Raw genomic sequence first — 20,606 nt, forward strand, 5'->3', positions numbered from 1 at the left:
AAAAGGCGGCCATATTGGCCGCCTTTTTTAATCAAACCCAGACAAATTATTTATGGCTTGGGTCTTTCCAGTAATCCTTCACAGTATCTTTCATCTCCTTGGCCAACACAGTAATTCCAAACAGGTTGGGCAAGGTCATTATCACAATGGCCACCGCAGAGAGGTTCCAAATAACTGTGGTGTCCTCAATCGCAGCCCAGAAGAATGCAATAACGTAAACTATTCGGTAAGGCATTACTGCCTTGGGCCCGAAAAGGTAAATCATTGAGCGGTCGCCGTAGTATGACCAGGCAATTGCTGTAGAAAAAGCAAACAGCAGAATTCCCAGAGTAACAATCAGACCACCGTATTCACCAAAGTAACCGCGCTGGAAGGCAAGATTGGTCAGAGCCACAGAGTGCACAAGGGACTTACCCCAAATATCCACATCTTCATTGGCAAACTTACCATCTTTCACATCCAGAACACCGCTAAAGCTGTCATCCCCCACACGGAAATCCAGGTCTTCAGCAATAGAACGGGCGTGGATAAGGGTAAAGTCCTGGCTGTTCAGCGGGTGGCCATCAGTCACAACAATGGAGCCGTTATAGGCCTTAACATCACTCTCCTGACCGCTCAAATACTTGAACAGCTGCTCAACATCCTGGGTATTCTTCTCATCGTAGCTACCCGCTACAACGTAAGTATCTGCACCTTCAAACAGGTTCTCGTGTTTCTCAGTCCAGACACCAGAAGAAAGAATCACAAGTCCGGTTAAGGTACAGATGATAATGGTGTCGATAAAGGGTTCCAGCAGGGAAACCATACCTTCAGAAACCGGCTCGTCTGCGCGAGCGGCGGCATGAGCAATAGGTGCAGAGCCCTGACCCGCTTCGTTCGAGAAGAGGCCGCGGTTCACACCACGGTTAAAGGCATAGGCAAAGCTCGCACCCAGGAATCCACCTACAGCCGCACTGCCGGTGAAGGCATCGCGGAAAACAGCCCCAAAGGACGGCAGAATATTTTCGTAGTTGTAGATGATAACGCCCAAGGCACCTATTACGTAGATAACTGCCATGGTGGGAACAATGGTGGAGGTCACTTTAGCGATTCGGGTAATACCGCCAATAATCACCATGCCCAGCAAAATCGCCAGGATGCCACCCGTCAGAGCCTTCTCAACACCAAAAGAATCGTGCATTGCCTGGGCAATGTTGTTGACCTGGGGCAAGCTGCCGGTACCGAATGAACAGATAACGGTCGCGATTGCAAAGAGCACCGCAAGCCATTTCATATTCAAACGACGCTCCATGTAAAACATGGGGCCACCCGCGTAGTAACCATCCGCTGCTTTAATACGGTATTTGTGTGACAGGGTCACTTCCACAAACTTTGTGGTCATACCCAGGAATGCGGTCATCCACATCCAAAACAGCGCAGCGGGACCACCGAGGAAAATAGCCAAGCCAACGCCACCGATATTACCGGTACCTACGGTACCCGACAGTGCCGTAGCCAATGCCTGGAAGTGGGAGGTATCACCCGGGTCTCCGGGCTTGTCGTACTTACCGCGTACAATCTTGATCGCATGCCCAAAATAACGAAGCTGCGGAAAACCAAGATAAATGGTGAAAAAGAAACCGACTCCAAGTAACACCCAAGGGAACCAAGGTGCTGAGCCGAGCATGCCGTCTATTAACAACAGCAGATTGTTAAAGGAATCCAAACTAACCCCCCACTACTCTGACTTATTTCTGTTTGTTTTATATACAGATACAACTGTAATTTGTTGCGCAGGTTAGCAGCTTACGCGGCACGAGAACAGTAATGTCGTATTATTCGGCCACAGGGAAGAAGTGGGCTCGGTGGGGGAAGAGGCCAAATTGCCCTCCGGTATGAATAAAAACCAGGTTGCCTGAGCCCTGGTAATTTCCTTTTTTTAACTCCTGTAGCAGACCATGAAATGCTTTGCCGGTGTAGACAGGATCGAGAAGAATACCCTCCAAACAAGCCAACTCTTTAATAGTTTGGTAAACCTCTGGCTCCGCCACCCCGTAAGCCGGACCTTTATAGTCGGCATTAACCAAAATCTTGAGGGACTCCAAATCAAGCGATACGCCAGACTGTGCCATCCACTGCGAAATATCCTCACGCACTTTCACTTGGAAATAATTAGCACTGTCGCAAACGGCGAAACCCGTAACTTTCGTACCGGCTTCCAGCAAATGGCACCCCAAGGTCAAACCCGCTTGGGTCCCACCGCTGCCAGTAGCGCATAAAATATGATCAGGCTTGAACCCTCTATCTGCACAGTCTGCGAATAATTCCTGAGAGGCCGAGATATAGCCCCAGATGCCTAAACCGTCGCTGGCGCCAGTGGGGATACAGAAAGACTTCTGTCCTCTGGACAGATACTCAGCAGCCCAGTTGTCAAAGAGGCCCTGTAAATTCCGGGAGTATTCCTCCGGTGAGTAAACCGCAATTTCAGCACCTGCCAACTCATCCAGTAAAAGGTTGCCATCGGGGTTTGCAGTACGCTCGCCACGTAAAATCAACTGAACCTTAAACCCCAATCGAGCCCCCACCAAAGCAGTGGTACGGCAATGATTGGATTGCACTCCGCCACAAGTGATCAAAACCTGAGCCCCTTGGGCCCGGGCCTCAGCGGCAACAAACTCTAGCTTTCGCAGTTTATTTCCCGACATGCCGGACTCGGTAAGGTCATCTCTCTTTATCCAAATCCTGGGCCCTCCATAAGGAAGGGAGTAAAGATCACTGATTCGGTCTAACGACTGCAGAGGTGTGGGCAGGTTCGCCAGGCGCAACCGCTTAGGCAACTCTGTTGGCAGGCTCTTAAGCACGGTGAATTAAACCTGTTATGTCTAATTATTAGTTTTATCGATGTGACTCAGTAAGAGAACACCTCTTAGCAAAAAGTTTCCGCAGTAACAGAACCAAGCTTGCTAAGTATGCTAATGGAGGACTAGCTTTTAAAAATGAATAAAAGTATGCCTTTCAGTGCTATTTATTGCTTTTTGTCTAACCTGTTTTTTTATTGGAAAATTAATCAGACAAATTGGTCCAGCCTTTGATTAATTCCGCAATTTTTCTGTGGGCTTTCAAGGTCCAACAAAAGCTACCCGCGCAAAAAATAGTAACCATAAAAAAGCCCGGCAATTGCCAGGCTTTTTTAGTGACGACATTCAAAGATAAACCCTGAATAGGATTAGATCTTTTTAATCGTACCTTTGGGTAATACTGCGTGCACAGCTACTTTTTGGAACTTCAAAGACATGCTGTCTGCAACTTCCAACACGATGTAGTCCTCATCGACCTTGTCGACGCGGCCCAGCATCCCGCTGCTCATTACAACTTCGTCACCCTTTTTCAGAGCGCCAACCAGCTCTTGGTGCTCTTTCTGGCGCTTGCGCTGTGGGCGAATAATAAAAAACCACATGAATGCAAACAAACCCGCAAACATCAGCAGGGTTATCATCGGATTACCCTGTGCTGCCGGCGCCGCTTCCTGTGCCATGGCGGAGGGGATAAAAAAGCTCATGCAAAACCTCAAAGAGTCAGCCTATTAAATTGCCGCCAACTCTAACGGGTTTGCCCCGCGGAGGCAACGGATTGGGCCGATCCCGTAGAGACCGGCCAAACCAATCCACACTCAGAACCTCTGGCGGACCTGCCGGCGGTAGCCAGTGGGAGACATCCCGGTCCAGCGTTTGAACGCGCTGGTAAAACTGGTTCGATCAGAGAAGTCGAGAATTCGTGAGATTCCATCAACGCTCAGCGCAGTATCTTTGAGGAAATGCACCGCGTGACGAAAACGAACGTGGTCACGTAAAGATGCAAAACTGAGGTTGTGTTCCTGCAACCGGCGTTGCAGAGTCCGGGTGGACATACTTAGGTCGGACGCTACCGGGCGAATAGCGAGAGAGGCCTTACCGATACGCTGCTCCAGCACATCTATTACCCGTGCGGCAATACCAAAACTGGTTGCTTCGGGGGGGGCCAGCAGCTGGTCGAGAATATTCGGGTCTCCGGATATTCTGGCCTGCTGAAGTGATTTGTCTTCAGAGAGCGAAGTCTGGTCGGGCTGAGTATGGTTCATCGAGCTGCTCCTATTGAGTTCCGTGAGCCGCAGTTATTTTTCTATGTCCGCATCCAGCGAATCCCGGTTGCCCCTGCCCACACCAACACAACATCAACTTCGGCGGACGACTACATGATGCGGGATGCACCAAAAAACAGACATCGAATCCTTCACAGAGATGTACAATTTTTAAACTAACCGCTCCGGCAATTCCCGCAGAGAGACTCTCTCTAGCCGGCGCACCTTTCCTTTACAACTGCCAGTATAGACCAAGAATTAAGAAAGCAAGGGGCGACAGTGCTTTTTTTCATCTTATTGTGTACCAAGGGCCAAAAATACTTACTTTCGGTACCCACGTGTCGCCTTTGAGTCCGAAAGGTAGGAGCTACAGCAGACCAAGCACCAGTCCAGCCCCGCCCCTCAGAGTCTGGCAATTAATCCAGGTTCTCGCCAATCCAATTCAAAACATCAGTGTCATGGGTCTTGGTTTTAACTTTGTCGATAATATGGCGAAGGCGCCCACTCTTATCGATAATAAAAGTTGTTCGCAGAAGCCCCATGTACTCCTTGCCCATAAATTTCTTCAAGCCCCAGCAGCCATATTTATCAGCAATCTTGTGTTCTTCATCAGATAGCAAATCAAAATTCAGTTCGTGCTTGTCGATAAAGCGCTGCAACTTTGCTTCTGGATCCGGGCTCACCCCCAACACAACAGTATTGGCTTTTTTAAATTCAGCCGCACTATCGCGAATCCCACATGCCTGAGTGGTACAACCGGGGGTAAGTGCTTTCGGGTAAAAGTAGAGGACGACATTACTTTTGTCACGAAAATCCTTAAGTGACACTTTCTCGCCACTTTGGTTGGTCAGCGTAAAAGCCGGAGCCAAATTACCGATCTTCGGAAAAGCCATCTGATATCCCCTGTGGAACAGTTAAGAGTAAAGCGGGGATTATAGCGAAAAGAAACAAACGAGACGCCAGTTCTATAGAGAAATCAGAACTGCTGCAGACGAAACTCTTTCTCTTTCCTGGCACAAATGCCAAAACGACCTAACTTCTGCACCAGCTCCGCCTTTTCAGCCTCGGTGAGGAACTCCCCGACTTCAAGGCACCCCTCAGGACCACTAAAGTTTACCGAAGCCATTTCGGTAGCACTACTCCCCATCCTTACGAGTACTGCCAACTTATCGCGGGCGAACTCCCGGTGATACACCGTTTGCTGCCTGAAACCCTTACAGCAATCCAGAATTACCAACTCCTCATTGATGCGTATTACTTCTCTGCGGGTCCCTTCGAGGTACACGTAGGTAAACAGGATGCCTAGCAGGATCATTTCAAGCCCGGCAAAGGGAAGAATCATCCAGGCTCCCGCCATCGCAAAAGCGAGGCTGATTCCAAGGGATACCCCAACCAAGGAGAAAAACACCCACAGATTACCGGAGAGGGACAGGGACTGGTTAGGCTGCAGCAGGATACAGGCGCAACGGGCGGTGTTGCGGCCAACTTCAGTGACCATAGCAGGGACATCCGGCAGATATATAAAATCAGTGTAGTGCCGATGGCGGCAGCTCACACGAAGATACTGACCGTGAAAGTTTCCTGGTCCGGGCCGGGGTTTACAAAATTCAAGCATAAAAAAACCCACACCATAGTGTGGGTTTTTGGGAGAGGTCTGCGGCCAAGGCCTGGGACCTATCACTCCCTATTACGGCAGCAGGTGTGCTACTGCATCACGCTCTTCCGCCAGCTCCTGCTCGGTAGCAGACATTTTCTCGCGGGAGAAGTCGTTGATGTCAACGCCTTGAACAATTTCCCAGTCGCCGTCTTTGCAAGTGCAAGGGAAAGAGTAAATCAGGCCTTCCTGAATACCGTAAGAACCATCGCTGAATACAGCCATGCTGGTCCAGTCACCTTCAGCGGTGCCCAGAGCCCAATCGCGCATATGGTCGATGGCAGCGTTGGCAGCGGAAGCCGCAGAGGAAGCACCGCGCGCCTTGATGATAGCTGCACCGCGCTGTTGAACAGTCGGGATGAAGTCGTTTTCGTACCATTCCTGCTCCACTTTATCCATGGCTGCAGCACCGGAAACCTTCACTTGGTGCAGGTCTGGGTACTGAGTGGAAGAGTGGTTGCCCCAAATGGTCATATGGGTGATGTCGTTAACGCTGGAATCAGTTTTGTTTGCCAGCTGAGACAGAGCGCGGTTGTGATCCAGACGGGTCATCGCGGTGAAGTTACGCGGGTCCAGGTCTGGCGCATTACGCTGAGCGATCAGGGCATTGGTGTTAGCCGGGTTGCCAACAACCAGTACTTTTACGTTACGAGAAGCAACGTCGTTCAGGGCTTTACCCTGTGCAGAGAAGATAGCAGCGTTAGCTTCCAGCAGGTCCTTACGCTCCATACCCGGTCCACGGGGACGCGCGCCTACCAGCAAAGCGTAATCTGCATCTTTGAACGCAACAGTAGCATCATCGGACTGAACGATACCCGCGAGCAGCGGGAAAGCGCAGTCTTCAAGCTCCATAGCAACGCCTTTCAGCGCTTCCAATGCCGGAGTGATTTCCAGCAATTGCAGAATAACCGGCTGATCTTTGCCCAGCATTTCGCCAGAGACGATGCGGAACAGCAACGAATAGCTAATCTGACCGGCAGCGCCGGTAACAGCAACACGTACAGGTGCTTTCACGATAGTTCTCCCTCGTTTGTAAGCGGCCGCATTATAGGGCCTCGCGAGTAAATTTCATCTTACACAAGCGAAATAGCGGCTCAATTTGTATGACAAAACCTCTCAGACTGTATTGGACACTCTTTGCGAGTGATTATGTCAGCGCCAATTCCCGGTAACGCGTCTGCAGTGCCTTGTAAACCTGGTCACTGTAATCAGCAGCAGATGAGTCCAAAAGTCCGGCAATTTCCGCTAGGTGTTCATTGTCTTCACGGCCCGCCCAGTTTTTTACATAGCTGCCATCTTTGTAGCCGTTATCCTGACGGAATCGGTTGAGTACATTTTTACCAACATATCGCTGGTACAACTCAGCAAAAGACATTTCTGCATCGGCCAATAGTTGAGCAAAGCCAGCAACACCAAACTGTTTGGTGGCCAGGGTGTTCAAGGTGAAAGACTCGAGGTTTTCACGGAAATCACCCGCCGTATGCTCGGAACCGGCAAACTCCTTAAGCATGATCTCAGCCACTTCCTGCGGAGAGCCTTTTTGCAATTCAAGGCTCAAACCGAAATGCCAGATATCCACCAATTCAAGCTTCACCTGATCCATTTCTGGAAGTTGCTTCTTCCACCACTTCCAACCGTAATGGTCTAACAACTCTGCACTTTCTACCCAAATAGCGCGGTACCAGGCAAAGTTTTGCTCACGCCAGTTTTCATTTACTACTGTATTAATCTGGTCTTGCAGAGTCAGCATGACTTGCAACTGCTGCTTCATCATAGGGGAACATCCAATAGACCCGGATCAAACTGCCCGGGGGAATAATCTGAAAAAGTTTTCTGAGGTGATTTCGGCCAGATCTTCGTAGGGAATACCGCGTAAATCAGCGATAAATTCTGCCACTTCACGCACATAGGCCGGAATATTGGGCTTACCCCGATAGGGCACTGGAGCCAAATAAGGGGAGTCAGTCTCAACGAGCAACCGATCCAAAGGCAGCCTGCGGGCGACATCCCGCAGCTCCTCAGCATTTTTAAAGGTCACGATGCCGGACAAAGAAATATAATAATTGAGATCCAGGGCAGCCTTGGCCATATCCCAGCTCTCGGTAAAACAGTGCAGAACACCTGCGGTATTGGTATTACCGTGCTCTTTAATGAGAGCGATAGTATCTTCCCGCGCATCTCTCGTATGCACAATAACCGGAAGCTCTGCCTGCCCGGCCGCTCTCAGGTGTGCAATAAAGCTCTGCTGCTGGATTTCCTGGGTGTCAGTGCTGTAGTAGTAATCCAGGCCTGTCTCCCCCAATGCAACAACATTGGGCTGGTTAGCCATTTCTATCAGTCGCTCAACATCCGCCATGCCAGAGTCGACATCCAGCGGGTGCACACCAACGGAACAGACTACGTCCTCGTAGCGGGATGCGATTTCAACAATCGCATCGGCGTTTTCCAAACTGATACCGACACAGAGGAACTTGCCAACACCGCGACTGCGGGCCAGGTCCAATACAGCATCCAGATCGCCATCAAATTTATCGAGCTTAAGTCTGTCCAGGTGACAGTGAGAATCAACAAGCATTAGAGAGTTACAACGTATGGGTTGGGCGGCTGGATTCTAAGGTTCCCGCCAAGTGAGTTTCAATCTTGTTTTGCGCGATATTGTCCTTATCGCCAAACTGAACTCCGATTCCGGGAGTGCGGTTGCCTTGAGCACCATTGGGGGTAATCCAGATCACTTTACCGGCAACCGGAATCTTTTCCGGCTCATCCATTAAGCTCAAGAGTAGAAAAACCTCATCGCCAAGGCTGTACGATTTATCGGTGCTCACAAACAGGCCTCCATTTTTTACAAAAGGCATATAGGCCGCGTAAAGAACAGATTTATCCTGGATTTTCAGTGACAGGATGCCGTTGCGGGCACCGCCTCCCATGGCTTTCATGAACAACCTCAATGTTTATATTTCTAAATGATGCGCTAACTTATCTAAGCCCGCTGCCTGTGTCCAGGCAACGTCAATCACCCTACCCGATTTGCGTAAGGCGCCTAAGTAAAAAGCTTTGCCCAACGAATAAATAATTCTTCCAGTAGCAAACGACGATTGGGGTTAGCTGTGCCCAGCAACCCTTTGCGCGCCTGAAGTAGATGATCATAGAAGGCAAATACTGGCTGTAAACTTTGCTCGCCCTCCCCCGGCAGCCTCTGTAATAGTGCCATTAACTGGGCATCTCCAGTGAGATCACAACTGCGAATCTGAACAATTTGGGCAAGCCAGTGCTGCCAGAAAAGTAGCAATTGAACCAGCTCAACACCGCTGGGGGGCGCCTCCCAACGGCCCGCCGTAGAGACAGAACTTGCCCCGCCCTGTGCCACAGCTACCAGATCTTTAAAGAACTGCTCGCGAACTTCTCTCGATTCAGGTTCAGCCAGTTTAACAGCCAATAACGGCGCTCCACCGGCCAGGGTTAAGACACGTTGCGCCAGCGGTTCCTCCAGTCCCTTTGCGTATAACCACTGTAGCGCGATCTCTTCAGTTGGAGACGGAAAAGTAATGGCTTGGCAGCGACTTCGAATGGTTGGCAAAAGGCCAGTGGGGGCATCGGTGATCAGCACAAAGATAACGGAGGGTGCCGGCTCTTCCAGGTTTTTCAACAGGGCATTGGCTGCGTTGACATTCATCGCCTCCGCCGGCGACAAACAAACCAGACGCGCCCCGCCCCGCCCACTGGTGTGGGAAACAAAGTTGCCCAGCTGACGGATCTGTTCCACTTTCAGCGGACCACCGGGCTTTTCAGGTTCAACTTGTAGGAAATCAGGATGCGAGCCAGCCACCCACAACCGACAATCCTTACATTCTCCACAGGCCTGACCTGCTCTCGGTTGTTCACATAGGGCCAATGCCGTAAAAGCAGCCGCGAATTGTCGCTTCCCCAACCCCTCTGGGCCAGTCAGCAGCAAAGCGTGCGGACAGCGGCCCGCCTGCAACTGCAACCCCAACCGCTGCCATTGCTCGGAGTGCCAGGGAAGAGGTACCGGTATCGATTTATACTCAAAAGTTTCAGGCACAGACATCAGCCACAATTCTTATCATTTAAAAATAGATTCTGGGGCAAGATAGCTTAAAGCAACAGCTCCAATTGCTTGGCTAGATCCATCTGCACCTGTTCCAGAGATTGGCCGGCATCCACAACCGCGTAACGGGCAGGCGCAGCTTCAGCTCGATCGCGATAAGCCGCACGCACCCGCTGAAAAAACTCCAGGTGCTCACTCTCAAACCGATCCGCTTCCCCAGTGCGCGCGGCTCGCTGTAGCCCCACTTCCGGGTCGAGATCCAATAAAAGCACTTTATCTGGGCGCAAATCTCCTTGAACTGTCTGCTCCAACTGCTCGATCAATTGTCGATCCAGTCTGCGACCGCCACCTTGGTAAGCATAGGTAGCATCGGTGAAGCGATCACAGATCACCCAATCCCCACGTTTTAAGGCGGGCAGTATAACCTGAGACAGGTGTTGCGCGCGGGCGGCAAACACCATCAATAATTCCGCCGTGGGATCAACGGATTCATCCCGTTTGGCCAATAACAGCTCTCGCAGCTGTTCTGCCAATGGGGTGCCTCCCGGCTCCCGCGTTTGGATAAAGTTAATATTGTGCTTTTTGAGCCACTCGGTGATGAAGAGTAAGTTGGTAGATTTCCCCACCCCCTCTACCCCCTCGAGGGTGATGAACTTGCCGTGCGACACTAATTTTTTCCTTTTGCCGGGCTCGAGCGGTAATCCGCGCGCCTTTTCAGCTGATACTCCCGCACCGCACGGTTGTGCTCTGTCAGAGTCGCTGAGAAATGATGAGATCCATCCCCTTTACCAACAAAATATAAGCTCTTGCCGGGCTTCGGATTTAAAGCGGCCCGAATTGCCGCTCGCCCAGGCAGGGCAATCGGCGTGGGGGGAAGGCCATTAATAACGTAAGTATTATAAGGTGTTGCTTGGCGCAAGTGAGTACGGGTCAGATTTCCATCAAAGTCCTCACCCAAGCCATAAATTACGGTGGGGTCGGTCTGCAAGCGCATGCCTTTATTGAGCCGGCGTACAAAAACACCGGCTATTTCACTGCGCTCCGATGGCTGCCCTGTCTCTTTCTCGATAATTGAAGCCATGATTAAGGCTTCATAGGGCGACTTATAGGGCAGATCATCCCCTTTTGATTGCCACTCCTCATCCAGTACTTTCTGCATCCGATCATAGGCCTGGCGCAGCAGTTCAATATCTGTGGTACCGGACCGATAGACGTAAGTATCCGGAAAAATCCAACCCTCGACCTCATCTTCCTTTAAACCCAAGGCCCGGGCAGCGGCACTGACATTGCTTCCCTCTTCGGACTGAACGATTCTGTCACCGGAGCGGATTTGTCGCAGCGCCTGGCGAAAAGTCCAACCCTCTAATAGCGTAATGCGATAGCGGGTAACTTCACCGCGATTCAGGCGCGCAATCAAGTCCCGCGCGTTACTGCCAAAGGGAACTAAATACTCGCCGGAATGGATTTCTGTTGTGCCCTCCCAATAGGCATAGGCGAGGAGTATTTGCGGCCACTGGATTACCCCTTCGCCCTGCAAGCTTCGCAGCGTCCGGGACAAACTTCCGCCCTTTTCCACCTGAAGCGTAAGCCCATCTTGTGCAATCGGCAGGGGGGATTCCAAGGCTTCCTTTGCCACGTACAGAGAGGCAACTGCAACCAAGCAGGCTAATACCAGCCCACCAAATAACAGTTTCAACACTCTCCAAGCGAAACTCGCTTGCTTTTTCTTCACCACAATTTATCCAATATCAGCTTCTGTAGCTTGCGGGTCTCGGCACCCACAGGCCAATTTCTGTAACCGATTACCTCTACCACCGGTAATACACCTCGAACACTGTTGCAGAGAGCCAGTTCATCGGCCTCACAGAGCTCGGAAAGCCCCATGTCTTCCTCTTGCCAGTGGATATGGCTCGAGAGCCACTGCCGCATCACACCATGAACACCACATCGGTGCAGGGATGGAGTCATCCACTTCCCACCAAATCGGGCCAGGATATTACAGCGCAGGGTTTCGATGACCCTTCCCGCCGAATCCAGCATCAATCCATCGAGAAATTGACCCACCGGCAGCTCTGCTTTTGCCGCATTATATCGGTTACGGAGTAAAGTTTTGCAGCCCTGGTTCGAATTACTACCGACCGGCAAGCTCGTCGAACAAGGGAAAAGGCTAGTGCCCACTTGCCCCTCAGCAGTTTCAATCAGCGGCCGCAGCACCAAATCCCAACATTGCTGCCCGCGCACACTGCCAACACGCAGGCGCGCAATCGCCTCAGGCGAGCGACAGCCGGCTGTCAATTTTAACGTCGACTGCTCAATTTCTCCCAGACAGGCCTCATCCAACACTCCCGAACGCTCCAGGCGAGCGCGGTGGAAAGACCAAAGCGGTAGACCTTTGTTGTGACAGCGCATTGTTTCGAGGATTCCACCCGAGTAATCAGCATCATCTGGCAACTGATCAACGGCCAGCCCCCGAAAGTACATTTGAGGTAACTGGTACATGGAGCTCCCAAGGCAGGTGTGCCCACCTCGCGGTGGGCACGGGGATCAGACTCGCTTGAATATCAGTGACCCGTTGGTGCCACCGAAACCAAAGGAGTTGGATAGGACTGCATTAATCGCCATTGACTGGGCCTCTTGAGGCACCAAGTTAATACCTTCACAGGCCTCATCCGGGGAGAAGAGATTAATAGTGGGAGGCGCAACCTGGTCACGCAGCGACATGATCGAGAAAACTGCCTCAATAGCACCAGCAGCTCCCAACAGATGGCCGGTCATTGACTTGGTTGAGCTCACGGCAAGTGAGTCCGTCGCCCCACCGAATACTTTTTTAACAGCTAAAATCTCAGCCTTATCTCCCAGTACCGTAGAAGTACCATGGGCGTTGATATACTGGATGTCACTGGGGTTCATGCCCGAATCTCTCAAAGCATTTTCCATTGAGAGTGCAGCACCAGCACCATCTTCCGGGGGAGACGTCATATGGTAAGCATCGCCACTCATACCAAAGCCGGCAACTTCCGCATAAATCTTGGCTCCGCGAGCTTTCGCGCTTTCGTACTCCTCCAATACGAGTACAGCTGAACCCTCACCCAGTACAAAACCATCGCGGTCTTTATCCCAGGGGCGACTGGCAGATTGCGGATCATCATTGCGGGTAGACAATGCCCTGGCAGCACAGAAACCGCCGAGCCCTACCGGGGTGGTAACCATTTCTGCACCACCACATACCATCACATCGGCATCACCGTGCTGAATCGCACGGACACCGAGACCAATCGCGTGAGTCCCAGTGGTACAAGCGGTTGTCACTGCGAGATTGGGGCCTTTGAGGCCATACTTAATTGAAAGGTTACCCGCAACCATATTAATAATGGCGCCAGGCACAAAGAAAGGTGATACACGGCGGGGACCTTTTTCAGCAATCAGCAATGAATTGTCTTCGATCGCCATGATGCCGCCCATGCCTGAGCCGATACAAGTGCCCACCCGCGGGCCGAGTTCTTCAGTTACATCCAGGCCACTATCTTGCATTGCCTGAATACCAGCAACCAATCCATACTGCAAAAAAGTATCCATCTTGCGCGCTTCTTTTGCGGGCATGTATGGCGTGGGATCAAAGTTTTTTACAGTAGCTGCGAAGCGGGTTGAAAAAGCCGAAACATCAAATGTATCAATCGGAGCAGCGCCATTAGCTCCCTGTAGCACCCCAGACCAAGTATCCTCTAGGGTGTTACCTAACGGGCTAACGACTCCCATTCCGGTTACAACAACTCTTCTTTGCGACACTGCGCTCCCCCCTGAAATTTTCTGCTACCGCCCTTCACCAATGTAGTTAAAAGAACAACATCCGGTCAGCAGTCACAATTCCGTAGTACCAAATAAAAAGAAAGCCGCGCTATGAAACATAGGACGGCTTTCAGAATCGCTCGGCTAGGTACAGCATATTGAGCTGCCCGTGCCTAAACTACCCAGCAGGAATTAACCAAGGTTGTCCTTGATGTAATCCATTGCCAGCTGAACAGTAGTGATTTTTTCAGCTTCTTCATCGGGAATTTCAGTTTCGAATTCCTCTTCCAAAGCCATAACCAGCTCAACTGTGTCGAGTGAGTCAGCGCCCAGATCTTCAACAAAAGAGGCTTCAGGCTTAACGTCTTCTTCCTTAACGCCCAGTTGTTCAGCAACGATCTTTTTAACGCGCTCTTCAATGCTGCTCATGATTCAATTTAACTCCTAGTGGGTAAAAATCTGTTTTAGTCGCTATTGTTTTTCACCGTATCCAATGTTGTTGGTGATAACGACCGGCTCACACAGCTTTTGGATAATTCAGAGGCCATTGTACCCCAAGTTTTTCGGGATGTAATGTGCGGCCCCTCAACACCATCAGCTAAAACAAAAATATCTCTAAAATCAATAAGTTAAAGACATATTCTGAAACACAAACTACGCCATGTACATACCGCCATTGACATGAATTGTCTCACCGGTGACGTAGCCTCCCGCATCGCTAGCCAGGAAGGAAACCACCGAAGCAATTTCTTCCGGCTTTCCGAGCCTCGCGAGAGGAATCTTACCCAGAAGCAACTCGCGTTGCGCTTCAGGCAAGACTTTTGTCATGTCAGTATCAATAAAGCCGGGAGCTACGGTATTAACCGTGATTCCTCGGGAGCCCACCTCCGAAGCCAGGGAGCGGGCAAACCCTCCCACACCAGCTTTGGTCGCCGCATAATTGCTCTGACCGGCATTACCCATACTACCTACGACGGAGCTGATATTAATAATCCGCCCCCATCGCGCCTTGGTCATATCGCGCAGGCAAGCCTTACTCATGCGATAGACCGCGGTCAAATTCGTATTGACGACTGAATCCCACTCGTCATCCTTCATGCGCATCAACAAGTTGTCCTTGGTGATGCCAGCATTATTAACCAATATCGCAGGAGCACCAAACTCATTTTTTATCGCTGCATGAAGCTCGGAAATACTTTCCGCATTGCCCACATCCAGAACTTTCCCGGCACCTGCGATACCAGCTTCTGCGAAGCGGGCGCTAATTTTTTCAGCACCGGATTCGCTGGTGGCAGTACCAATAACTGTGGCACCCATTCCACCGAGCATATCTGCAATTGCCGCACCAATACCGCGACTTGCACCTGTCACCAAGGCAACTTTACCCTCAAGGGACATCTGTAAGGTCATTCTCACTTATCCTTATTCGACTACTGGACTACTTTTTGAGCGATTTATACCGCTGTAGCTCGCAGAGCTTCATTAAAGTTACTGGGGCTATCGATTGCGTGACAGGAAACACTTCGATCGACACGTTTGATCAGGCCAGACAAAACCTTACCCGGACCACACTCAACCATTTGCTCCACTCCGGAGCCAATAATTTTTTGTGCGCAGGCAGTCCAGCGAACCGGGCGATAAATCTGCTCGATCATCAGGGACTTAATTTTTTCCGGTTCCGCTTCAAGCTCAGCGTGGACATTGTGCACGATAGGTATTTCTGGCGCGTTAAATTCTGTCGCCTCTATTTGAGGGGTCAGCTTTTCCGCCGCGGGACGCATCAGCTCAGTGTGGAATGGAGCACTGACCGGAAGAGGCATAGCCTTCTTTGCACCGGCAGCTTTACAGGCTTCGATGGCGCGCTGCACCGCCGCGCTACTTCCCGCAATAACAATCTGGCCGGGAGAGTTGTAATTCACCGCAGCGACTATTTCACCCTCAGCAGAAGCAGAACAAGCTTCTTCAACAGCTGCATCATCAAGACCGATGATCGCAGCCATAGCGCCCTCCCCTACGGGAACCGCCTCTTGCATCAAGCGACCGCGCTCGCGAACCAAATGAACCGCATCTTTAAATGCCAGAACGCCAGAGCACACCAGTGCTGACCACTCGCCCAAGCTGTGACCGGCCATAAATGCAGGCTGGGCACCACCGCGAGAGCGCCACATGCGATAAAGGGCAACACTGGAAGTCAGTAAGAGAGGCTGGGTACGCTGGGTGAGATTAATGGCCTCCTGCTCGCCATTCTGGCACAGGTCCCAGAGGTCATAGCCGAGCACATTGGATGCTTCGGCAAAAGTGGCCTGAATTTCAGGCGCCTCTTGGGCAATCTCAGAGAGCATACCTATTTTCTGGGAACCCTGCCCCGGAAAGACAAATGCGAGTGCGGCATTGGTCATAAGATATCCTTAACCTAAATGTGGCTGATTTCAGTAAGGGAAAACTGCTTTTTACCCTTCATCCATGGAGCGTCTTTCGCCGGATTGTGCCATAGCGGCATCGACCCTGGCTGCCAGGTCAGCATCGGCACACTCCTTCGCCGTAACCATCGCCCGATAAAAAGCTTCGCTGCTGGCTCCGCCGTGACTCTTGATCACGTTGCCCTTTACCCCTACAAAGCTGGCGCCATTATAGCGAGCAGGTTCCACCTGTGTACGCCATTTTCGCAACAGCTTTATGGCCAATTGGCCAAAAAAACGCTTGAAACACCCTCTTTTCTCGATTGTGAACGCTTTTTGACCCATTAGTCGAATCACACCCTCGGCAGATTTCATCGCGACATTACCCATCAGGCCGTCGCAAACAACAACATCTACCGAGCCGGTAAAAATATCATGCCCCTCAACAAAGCCAACATAATTGACCCCGGGGTCCGCATCGAGCAGCTCCGCTGCACGGCGTATTTCGGCGCTACCCTTATGTGCTTCCGCCCCAATATTGAGCAGCGCCACCTTTATATCCTTCACACTCTTGCGGGCAGTATGAATCCGCTGAGCCTCAATCCCCATACGGGCGAACTGAAGCAAATCCTCAGCACTGCAATCCACATTGGCACCAAGGTCCAAAAGATAGCAGGAACCCATACCTGAAGGTACAGACTTACCGAGCGCCGGCTTCCTAACACCTTGGATATTACCGAGAATACTGCGACTCAACGCCAACAAGGCGCCGGTATTGCCGGAGGTAACTGCAGCCTGCACATCTCCCGATGCAACACTCTTCAGGGCCATCGCCATGGTTGAATCGCGCTTATGGCGAACAGCCTGCAGCGGATTGCACTCTTGAGTGATAACTTGCTCGCAATGGATAATTTCGAGACGGCGGGTAACGCGGCGGCGATGGCGCTGCAGCTCTTGATGAACCAGAGCTTGAAGCTCTGCGCGCGGACCAAATAGCTTTAGCTGCGCTTCAGGGAAGTTTTGAAGAAATCTAATACATGCCGGAACGACAGAGCGGGGACCTAAGTCCCCGCCCATTGCATCCACGGCCAATCGCAATTGGCTGGACAAAGCTTACTCTTCTTCAGAGCCGCCGCTAACTTCGATCACTTTGCGACCACGGTAGAAACCGTCTTTGGTCACGTGGTGACGACGGTGCTTTTCACCGGTAGTCGGATCGACGGAAAGGGTAGCACCTGCGCCCAGCGCATCGTGGGAACGGCGCATACCGCGACGGGAACGAGTCTTCTTGTTTTGTTGAACAGCCATTGCTAGCTCCTAAAATAAACAAATTTCGCTGGAACCGGGGCGCCTACCGGCGAGCCCAAACTCATCGGGAAACCTAGGATTTACCCGACGAACCCTTCAACTGCTCCAGCACTTTAAAGGGGTTTGCCTGTTGCTCATCCGCCTCGGCAACCTCGTCACCAAAATGAAAGCTCTCCTTGGAGACACATTCTTCCTGGTGATAAGCCACCATTGGCAAATTGAGCAAAATTTCATCTTCAAGGATCTGGTGCAAGTCCAGCTCATCGCCGTCCTGGATCACCGGGTCCAGATCTTTGGGCAGGGCCTTACCCTGCTCCTCAGTCCATACGATACCCCAGCTAAACTGTGCCTCGATCTGCTCATGGACCGGTGACAAACAGCGCTGACACAAGAGGTCAACTGCAAGTTGAACCTTACCGCTCACCGTTTGGTGACCTTGCAAGTCTCGCTCAAACTGCAATTCAGCAGAAATCTCTCCGTGGACAGACTCAACTGCGCTACCAACCCGAGGCAGGGACTCCAACGGCAAAACACCATCGAGCAACTGCTCTCGCTGTACCAATTTCCGAGCATCAATGCTCTTTGGCAATACTGATTTAGAGGGGGCTATCGACATAAGCGCGCAATTCTATGGACTCACCTTAGCCTTGTCAAAACAAATCAGGCATTGCAGTATCGCCCGGTCACAAACCACTATTCGACCCAGCGGAAAATCCACCAGAATGCCCCACCCTCTGATACTAGCCTCCAGCTCTCCTTACCGCAGAACCCTACTACAACAGCTTGGCATCCCCTTTCAGCAGGATTCGCCCCATATAGATGAAGCACCACAGGCGGGGGAAGCGCCAGCTGCACTCGCCCTGCGCCTCGCCACAGAGAAAGCGCACGCCCTGGCAGGCCGCCACCCGAAATCACTGATTATCGGTTCAGATCAAGTTGCCTCTTGCGACGGTCAAATACTTGGCAAGCCAGGCAGTAGGGAGCGCGCCATCGCCCAGCTGCAAGCCTGCAACGGCAAAAAAGTGATGTTCCACACCGGCTTGAGCCTGCTAAATAGCGCAAGCGGAGAGCAGTTGGGCGATACCGAAACCTTCACTGTCTACTTTCGGCAGTTGAGCACAGAGCAAATTGAACGATATGTAGAGCTGGAACAACCTTACGATTGTGCCGGCTCTTTTAAGGCGGAAGGGCTAGGTATCGCCCTGTTTGAAAGGCTTGAAGGAGCAGATCTCAACACCCTGGTAGGGCTGCCACTAATCCGCCTTACCGATATGCTGAACCACTTTGGCATAGATCCATTGGGCCCGCAGGCCACTTAAAGGAGTGGCGGCCAGCGGAGCAGCTCAGAGAAACGATCGATAACAACCTTGGGGCCACACCCCTGCAGTCGGGTCGGGCAATGAGCGCCATAGCTCACCCCGATAGAGGGCATACCGATCGCCGCCGCCATTTCCAGGTCGTATACGGTATCCCCTACCATTACCGCCTGCTCCGGACCGGTTCCGGTCTCATGTAGCAACTCATTCAGCATCAGCGGGTCAGGCTTGGAAGCGGTCTCATCCGCACAACGACTGGCGGCAAACAAGTGGCCGAGGCCGTGCTCCTCAAATTCCCGATTGAGCCCCTGCCGACTCTTCCCGGTCGCTACCGCCAACTGGTGACCACCGCACAGCAACTGATCCAGGGTATCCAGGACTCCCTCAAATAACGGCAGGGGATCAACCCGAGCCGCCATCCACTCATCAAAGTAAAGTTGGCGCAACGTGAGCTTTTCCTCACTGGCAGCCTCCGGAAACAGAGAGGATATCGCTTCCGGCAGACCAAGCCCGATAATGTTGCTAACCGCTTCCGGGGCAAGCACCGGCAAACCAGCTCTATCTGCTGCCCGCAACATACAATCGACGATACGCGCCTCAGAATTACAAACCGTCCCGTCCCAATCGAGGATTACCAACATAACAAAAGAACGCCCTATTCTTCCCTTAACCTATTCAGCACTGCACTCAGCTCCGCAGGGAGTGGAGCCTCCACCTCAACCTTGGAACCATCTGGCAAAGAGCAGCGCACTGAAGCCGAGTGCAAAAAGAGACGCTTCAGACCGCGACCACGAAATTCACGATTGACTTCGTCCGAGGTGTACTTGTTGTCGCCCGCCAGAGGGCAACCAACAAACTGAGCATGAACTCGAATTTGGTGTGTTCGCCCGGTGACCGGCTCTGCGGAAAGCAGAGTCGCCGCCTTAAATCTCTCAATCAACTTAAAGCGGGTCTCTGAAGGCTTCCCCTCAGGGTGCACTGACACCATTCTCTCGCCGCTTTTCAAAGTGTTCTTGCGCAAAGGTGCCTCAACAACGCGGCGACCTCGGGGCCACTTGCCCACCGCCAATGCCTGATACGATTTACCGATCTTTCCCGCCCGCAACTCCGACTGAACATGCTGCAATACCGCGCGCTTGCGGGCCACCATGATGGCGCCACTGGTATCCCGGTCCAGGCGGTGCACCAACTCAATAAACGGGCTTTGCGGAAACATCTGGCGCAAAACTTCAATCAGGCCCAATCTGACACCGCTGCCGCCATGGACCGCAAGGCCCGACGGTTTATTGATCACCATAAGCCCGTGCTTGTCATAAAGTATGGACTCTTGGATCAGCTGGCGCAGAGATTCACCAGCGAGAGGGGCCTCAGCCTGCTCGGCAACACGAATTGGCGGCACTCGCACCACATCGCCCGCCTTTAACTTGTATTCAGCCTTTATTCGTCCTTTATTTACTCTTACCTCACCCTTACGCAGGATTCGGTATATACGTGAACGCGGCACACCCTTGAGGCGCGCCTGGAGGAAATTGTCGATCCTCTGTCCCGCCAGCTCTTCAGGTACAGTTAAAAGCTGCACGCCGCCAGATGGATTCGAGGTCTTTGATGGGGTCTCGGCCGGAGCCTTCTTAGGGTGGGGTATACTTCGCATGACGCGCATCATAGCGTTGCCAGGGATACAATTGAAGCACCTCCCTGCCCATGCTATATTCGGCCGGCCTGAATTCGGCGTATTTTCGGTCAAAGGCGACTTCCCACATGAAGAGATAGCCGTGACCCCAACGAAAATACCCCATTCGGTCGGTGCGCGGGGATGCCGCGTCATTGATAAAACTTAGCCGTTGAGATGTCCCCCAATTACCAGAACCAGAGGGGAGCTCACCGGCAACAACAGCCCGCGGTTATGCGGGTAATTATCGCGAAGGTAAGACGGGCCGTGACCCGCAGCGCTTGAAAGGACGACTCAAACTTGCGTCCGGTT

The 20,606-nt window shown here is 51.9% G+C and carries 24 protein-coding genes; 1 reads left to right on the plus strand and 23 read right to left on the minus strand.

What is annotated here, in order from left to right; genetic code table 11:
- Positions 1-46 precede the first annotated feature (46 nt).
- From ACJJIW_RS19190 to ACJJIW_RS19290, 21 genes are all read right to left on the minus strand, one after another.
- Complete coding sequence (locus tag ACJJIW_RS19190) at positions 47-1,705, minus strand: alanine/glycine:cation symporter family protein (protein WP_413662275.1); 1,659 nt, start codon at positions 1,703-1,705, stop codon at positions 47-49.
- Between the two features lie 109 nt (positions 1,706-1,814).
- Entirely contained in the window at positions 1,815-2,840 is a 1,026-nt protein-coding gene (locus ACJJIW_RS19195; protein WP_282932487.1) for a D-cysteine desulfhydrase family protein, read from the minus strand.
- A gap of 365 nt (positions 2,841-3,205) precedes the next feature.
- Positions 3,206-3,538, minus strand: a complete 333-nt coding sequence (yajC, locus tag ACJJIW_RS19200) for a preprotein translocase subunit YajC (protein WP_282932486.1) — start codon at positions 3,536-3,538, stop codon at positions 3,206-3,208.
- A 111-nt stretch (positions 3,539-3,649) separates the two neighbouring features.
- Positions 3,650-4,096, minus strand: a complete 447-nt coding sequence (locus ACJJIW_RS19205) for a helix-turn-helix domain-containing protein (protein WP_020415217.1) — start codon at positions 4,094-4,096, stop codon at positions 3,650-3,652.
- 416 nt (positions 4,097-4,512) lie between these two features.
- Complete coding sequence (gene bcp / locus ACJJIW_RS19210; protein WP_282932483.1) at positions 4,513-4,989, minus strand: thioredoxin-dependent thiol peroxidase; 477 nt, start codon at positions 4,987-4,989, stop codon at positions 4,513-4,515.
- Between the two features lie 83 nt (positions 4,990-5,072).
- Positions 5,073-5,711 carry a DUF2244 domain-containing protein gene (locus ACJJIW_RS19215; RefSeq protein WP_444936097.1) on the minus strand — a complete coding sequence of 213 codons (639 nt, stop codon included), beginning with the start codon at positions 5,709-5,711 and terminating at the stop codon, positions 5,073-5,075.
- 72 nt (positions 5,712-5,783) lie between these two features.
- Positions 5,784-6,764: a malate dehydrogenase gene (locus tag ACJJIW_RS19220; protein ID WP_444936098.1), complete on the minus strand. Its 981-nt coding sequence runs from the start codon at positions 6,762-6,764 to the stop codon at positions 5,784-5,786.
- Between the two features lie 133 nt (positions 6,765-6,897).
- Positions 6,898-7,521, minus strand: coding sequence for a dUTP diphosphatase (locus ACJJIW_RS19225; RefSeq protein ID WP_444937373.1), 624 nt, complete (start codon positions 7,519-7,521; stop codon positions 6,898-6,900).
- A 27-nt stretch (positions 7,522-7,548) separates the two neighbouring features.
- A complete protein-coding gene (locus tag ACJJIW_RS19230) occupies positions 7,549-8,325 on the minus strand; it encodes a TatD family hydrolase (RefSeq protein ID WP_282932480.1) in 777 nt (258 codons plus the stop codon).
- Positions 8,326-8,332: 7 nt separating this feature from the next.
- Complete coding sequence (locus tag ACJJIW_RS19235) at positions 8,333-8,686, minus strand: PilZ domain-containing protein (protein ID WP_282932479.1); 354 nt, start codon at positions 8,684-8,686, stop codon at positions 8,333-8,335.
- Positions 8,687-8,790: 104 nt separating this feature from the next.
- The gene (locus ACJJIW_RS19240; protein WP_282932478.1) at positions 8,791-9,816 is read right to left on the minus strand and encodes a DNA polymerase III subunit delta'; all 1,026 of its coding nucleotides are present in this window, start codon (positions 9,814-9,816) and stop codon (positions 8,791-8,793) included.
- Positions 9,817-9,863: 47 nt separating this feature from the next.
- Positions 9,864-10,484: a dTMP kinase gene (gene tmk / locus ACJJIW_RS19245; protein ID WP_282932477.1), complete on the minus strand. Its 621-nt coding sequence runs from the start codon at positions 10,482-10,484 to the stop codon at positions 9,864-9,866.
- On the minus strand, positions 10,484-11,548 hold the full coding sequence (gene mltG, locus ACJJIW_RS19250) for an endolytic transglycosylase MltG (RefSeq protein WP_444936099.1): 1,065 nt from the start codon (positions 11,546-11,548) through the stop codon (positions 10,484-10,486). The genes tmk and mltG overlap by 1 nt, the downstream gene beginning before the upstream one ends.
- The gene (locus tag ACJJIW_RS19255; protein ID WP_282932476.1) at positions 11,545-12,315 is read right to left on the minus strand and encodes an aminotransferase class IV; all 771 of its coding nucleotides are present in this window, start codon (positions 12,313-12,315) and stop codon (positions 11,545-11,547) included. The genes mltG and ACJJIW_RS19255 overlap by 4 nt, the downstream gene beginning before the upstream one ends.
- Positions 12,316-12,360: 45 nt before the next feature.
- A complete protein-coding gene (fabF, locus tag ACJJIW_RS19260) occupies positions 12,361-13,602 on the minus strand; it encodes a beta-ketoacyl-ACP synthase II (protein WP_282932475.1) in 1,242 nt (413 codons plus the stop codon).
- A gap of 192 nt (positions 13,603-13,794) precedes the next feature.
- A complete protein-coding gene (acpP, locus tag ACJJIW_RS19265; RefSeq protein WP_020415205.1) occupies positions 13,795-14,031 on the minus strand; it encodes an acyl carrier protein in 237 nt (78 codons plus the stop codon).
- 225 nt (positions 14,032-14,256) lie between these two features.
- Positions 14,257-15,000: a 3-oxoacyl-ACP reductase FabG gene (fabG, locus tag ACJJIW_RS19270; protein WP_282934677.1), complete on the minus strand. Its 744-nt coding sequence runs from the start codon at positions 14,998-15,000 to the stop codon at positions 14,257-14,259.
- A 56-nt stretch (positions 15,001-15,056) separates the two neighbouring features.
- Complete coding sequence (gene fabD / locus ACJJIW_RS19275) at positions 15,057-16,001, minus strand: ACP S-malonyltransferase (protein ID WP_282932474.1); 945 nt, start codon at positions 15,999-16,001, stop codon at positions 15,057-15,059.
- A gap of 51 nt (positions 16,002-16,052) precedes the next feature.
- A complete protein-coding gene (gene plsX / locus ACJJIW_RS19280) occupies positions 16,053-17,111 on the minus strand; it encodes a phosphate acyltransferase PlsX (protein WP_282932473.1) in 1,059 nt (352 codons plus the stop codon).
- A gap of 3 nt (positions 17,112-17,114) precedes the next feature.
- Positions 17,115-17,309 (minus strand): 50S ribosomal protein L32, encoded by a 195-nt coding sequence (rpmF, locus tag ACJJIW_RS19285; RefSeq protein WP_108733564.1) that lies wholly within the window; start codon positions 17,307-17,309, stop codon positions 17,115-17,117.
- Positions 17,310-17,382: 73 nt separating this feature from the next.
- On the minus strand, positions 17,383-17,925 hold the full coding sequence (locus ACJJIW_RS19290; RefSeq protein WP_444896972.1) for a YceD family protein: 543 nt from the start codon (positions 17,923-17,925) through the stop codon (positions 17,383-17,385).
- A gap of 106 nt (positions 17,926-18,031) precedes the next feature.
- Here ACJJIW_RS19290 and ACJJIW_RS19295 point away from each other — a divergent pair, with 106 nt between their 5' ends.
- Complete coding sequence (locus ACJJIW_RS19295) at positions 18,032-18,628, plus strand: Maf family protein (protein ID WP_444936100.1); 597 nt, start codon at positions 18,032-18,034, stop codon at positions 18,626-18,628.
- On the opposite strand, the gene ACJJIW_RS19300 is transcribed toward ACJJIW_RS19295, so the two are convergent.
- Both ACJJIW_RS19300 and rluC read right to left on the minus strand, forming a co-directional pair.
- The gene (locus ACJJIW_RS19300) at positions 18,625-19,266 is read right to left on the minus strand and encodes an HAD-IA family hydrolase (protein ID WP_444936101.1); all 642 of its coding nucleotides are present in this window, start codon (positions 19,264-19,266) and stop codon (positions 18,625-18,627) included. The two genes, ACJJIW_RS19295 and ACJJIW_RS19300, sit on opposite strands and share 4 nt — an antisense overlap.
- Positions 19,267-19,280: 14 nt before the next feature.
- Entirely contained in the window at positions 19,281-20,276 is a 996-nt protein-coding gene (gene rluC / locus ACJJIW_RS19305) for a 23S rRNA pseudouridine(955/2504/2580) synthase RluC (RefSeq protein ID WP_444896969.1), read from the minus strand.
- Positions 20,277-20,606: the final 330 nt, after the last annotated feature.

It is taken from the genome of Microbulbifer maximicatervae (SeqCode) (genome assembly GCF_052467815.1).

What these genes read in the sequence shown, in the direction of transcription:
- ACJJIW_RS19240 (WP_282932478.1), bottom strand. Translation starts at nt 9,816, where the DNA reads ATGTCTGTGCCTGAAACTTTTGAGTATAAATCGATACCGGTACCTCTT.
- ACJJIW_RS19295 (WP_444936100.1), top strand. Translation starts at nt 18,032, where the DNA reads ATGCCCCACCCTCTGATACTAGCCTCCAGCTCTCCTTACCGCAGAACC.
- ACJJIW_RS19290 (WP_444896972.1), bottom strand. Translation starts at nt 17,925, where the DNA reads ATGTCGATAGCCCCCTCTAAATCAGTATTGCCAAAGAGCATTGATGCT.
- yajC (WP_282932486.1), bottom strand. Translation starts at nt 3,538, where the DNA reads ATGAGCTTTTTTATCCCCTCCGCCATGGCACAGGAAGCGGCGCCGGCA.
- fabD (WP_282932474.1), bottom strand. Translation starts at nt 16,001, where the DNA reads ATGACCAATGCCGCACTCGCATTTGTCTTTCCGGGGCAGGGTTCCCAG.
- fabG (WP_282934677.1), bottom strand. Translation starts at nt 15,000, where the DNA reads ATGTCCCTTGAGGGTAAAGTTGCCTTGGTGACAGGTGCAAGTCGCGGT.
- ACJJIW_RS19230 (WP_282932480.1), bottom strand. Translation starts at nt 8,325, where the DNA reads ATGCTTGTTGATTCTCACTGTCACCTGGACAGACTTAAGCTCGATAAA.
- ACJJIW_RS19215 (WP_444936097.1), bottom strand. Translation starts at nt 5,711, where the DNA reads ATGCTTGAATTTTGTAAACCCCGGCCCGGACCAGGAAACTTTCACGGT.
- rluC (WP_444896969.1), bottom strand. Translation starts at nt 20,276, where the DNA reads ATGCGAAGTATACCCCACCCTAAGAAGGCTCCGGCCGAGACCCCATCA.
- ACJJIW_RS19300 (WP_444936101.1), bottom strand. Translation starts at nt 19,266, where the DNA reads ATGTTGGTAATCCTCGATTGGGACGGGACGGTTTGTAATTCTGAGGCG.
- acpP (WP_020415205.1), bottom strand. Translation starts at nt 14,031, where the DNA reads ATGAGCAGCATTGAAGAGCGCGTTAAAAAGATCGTTGCTGAACAACTG.
- rpmF (WP_108733564.1), bottom strand. Translation starts at nt 17,309, where the DNA reads ATGGCTGTTCAACAAAACAAGAAGACTCGTTCCCGTCGCGGTATGCGC.
- ACJJIW_RS19235 (WP_282932479.1), bottom strand. Translation starts at nt 8,686, where the DNA reads ATGAAAGCCATGGGAGGCGGTGCCCGCAACGGCATCCTGTCACTGAAA.
- ACJJIW_RS19205 (WP_020415217.1), bottom strand. Translation starts at nt 4,096, where the DNA reads ATGAACCATACTCAGCCCGACCAGACTTCGCTCTCTGAAGACAAATCA.
- bcp (WP_282932483.1), bottom strand. Translation starts at nt 4,989, where the DNA reads ATGGCTTTTCCGAAGATCGGTAATTTGGCTCCGGCTTTTACGCTGACC.
- ACJJIW_RS19255 (WP_282932476.1), bottom strand. Translation starts at nt 12,315, where the DNA reads ATGTACCAGTTACCTCAAATGTACTTTCGGGGGCTGGCCGTTGATCAG.
- ACJJIW_RS19225 (WP_444937373.1), bottom strand. Translation starts at nt 7,521, where the DNA reads ATGAAGCAGCAGTTGCAAGTCATGCTGACTCTGCAAGACCAGATTAAT.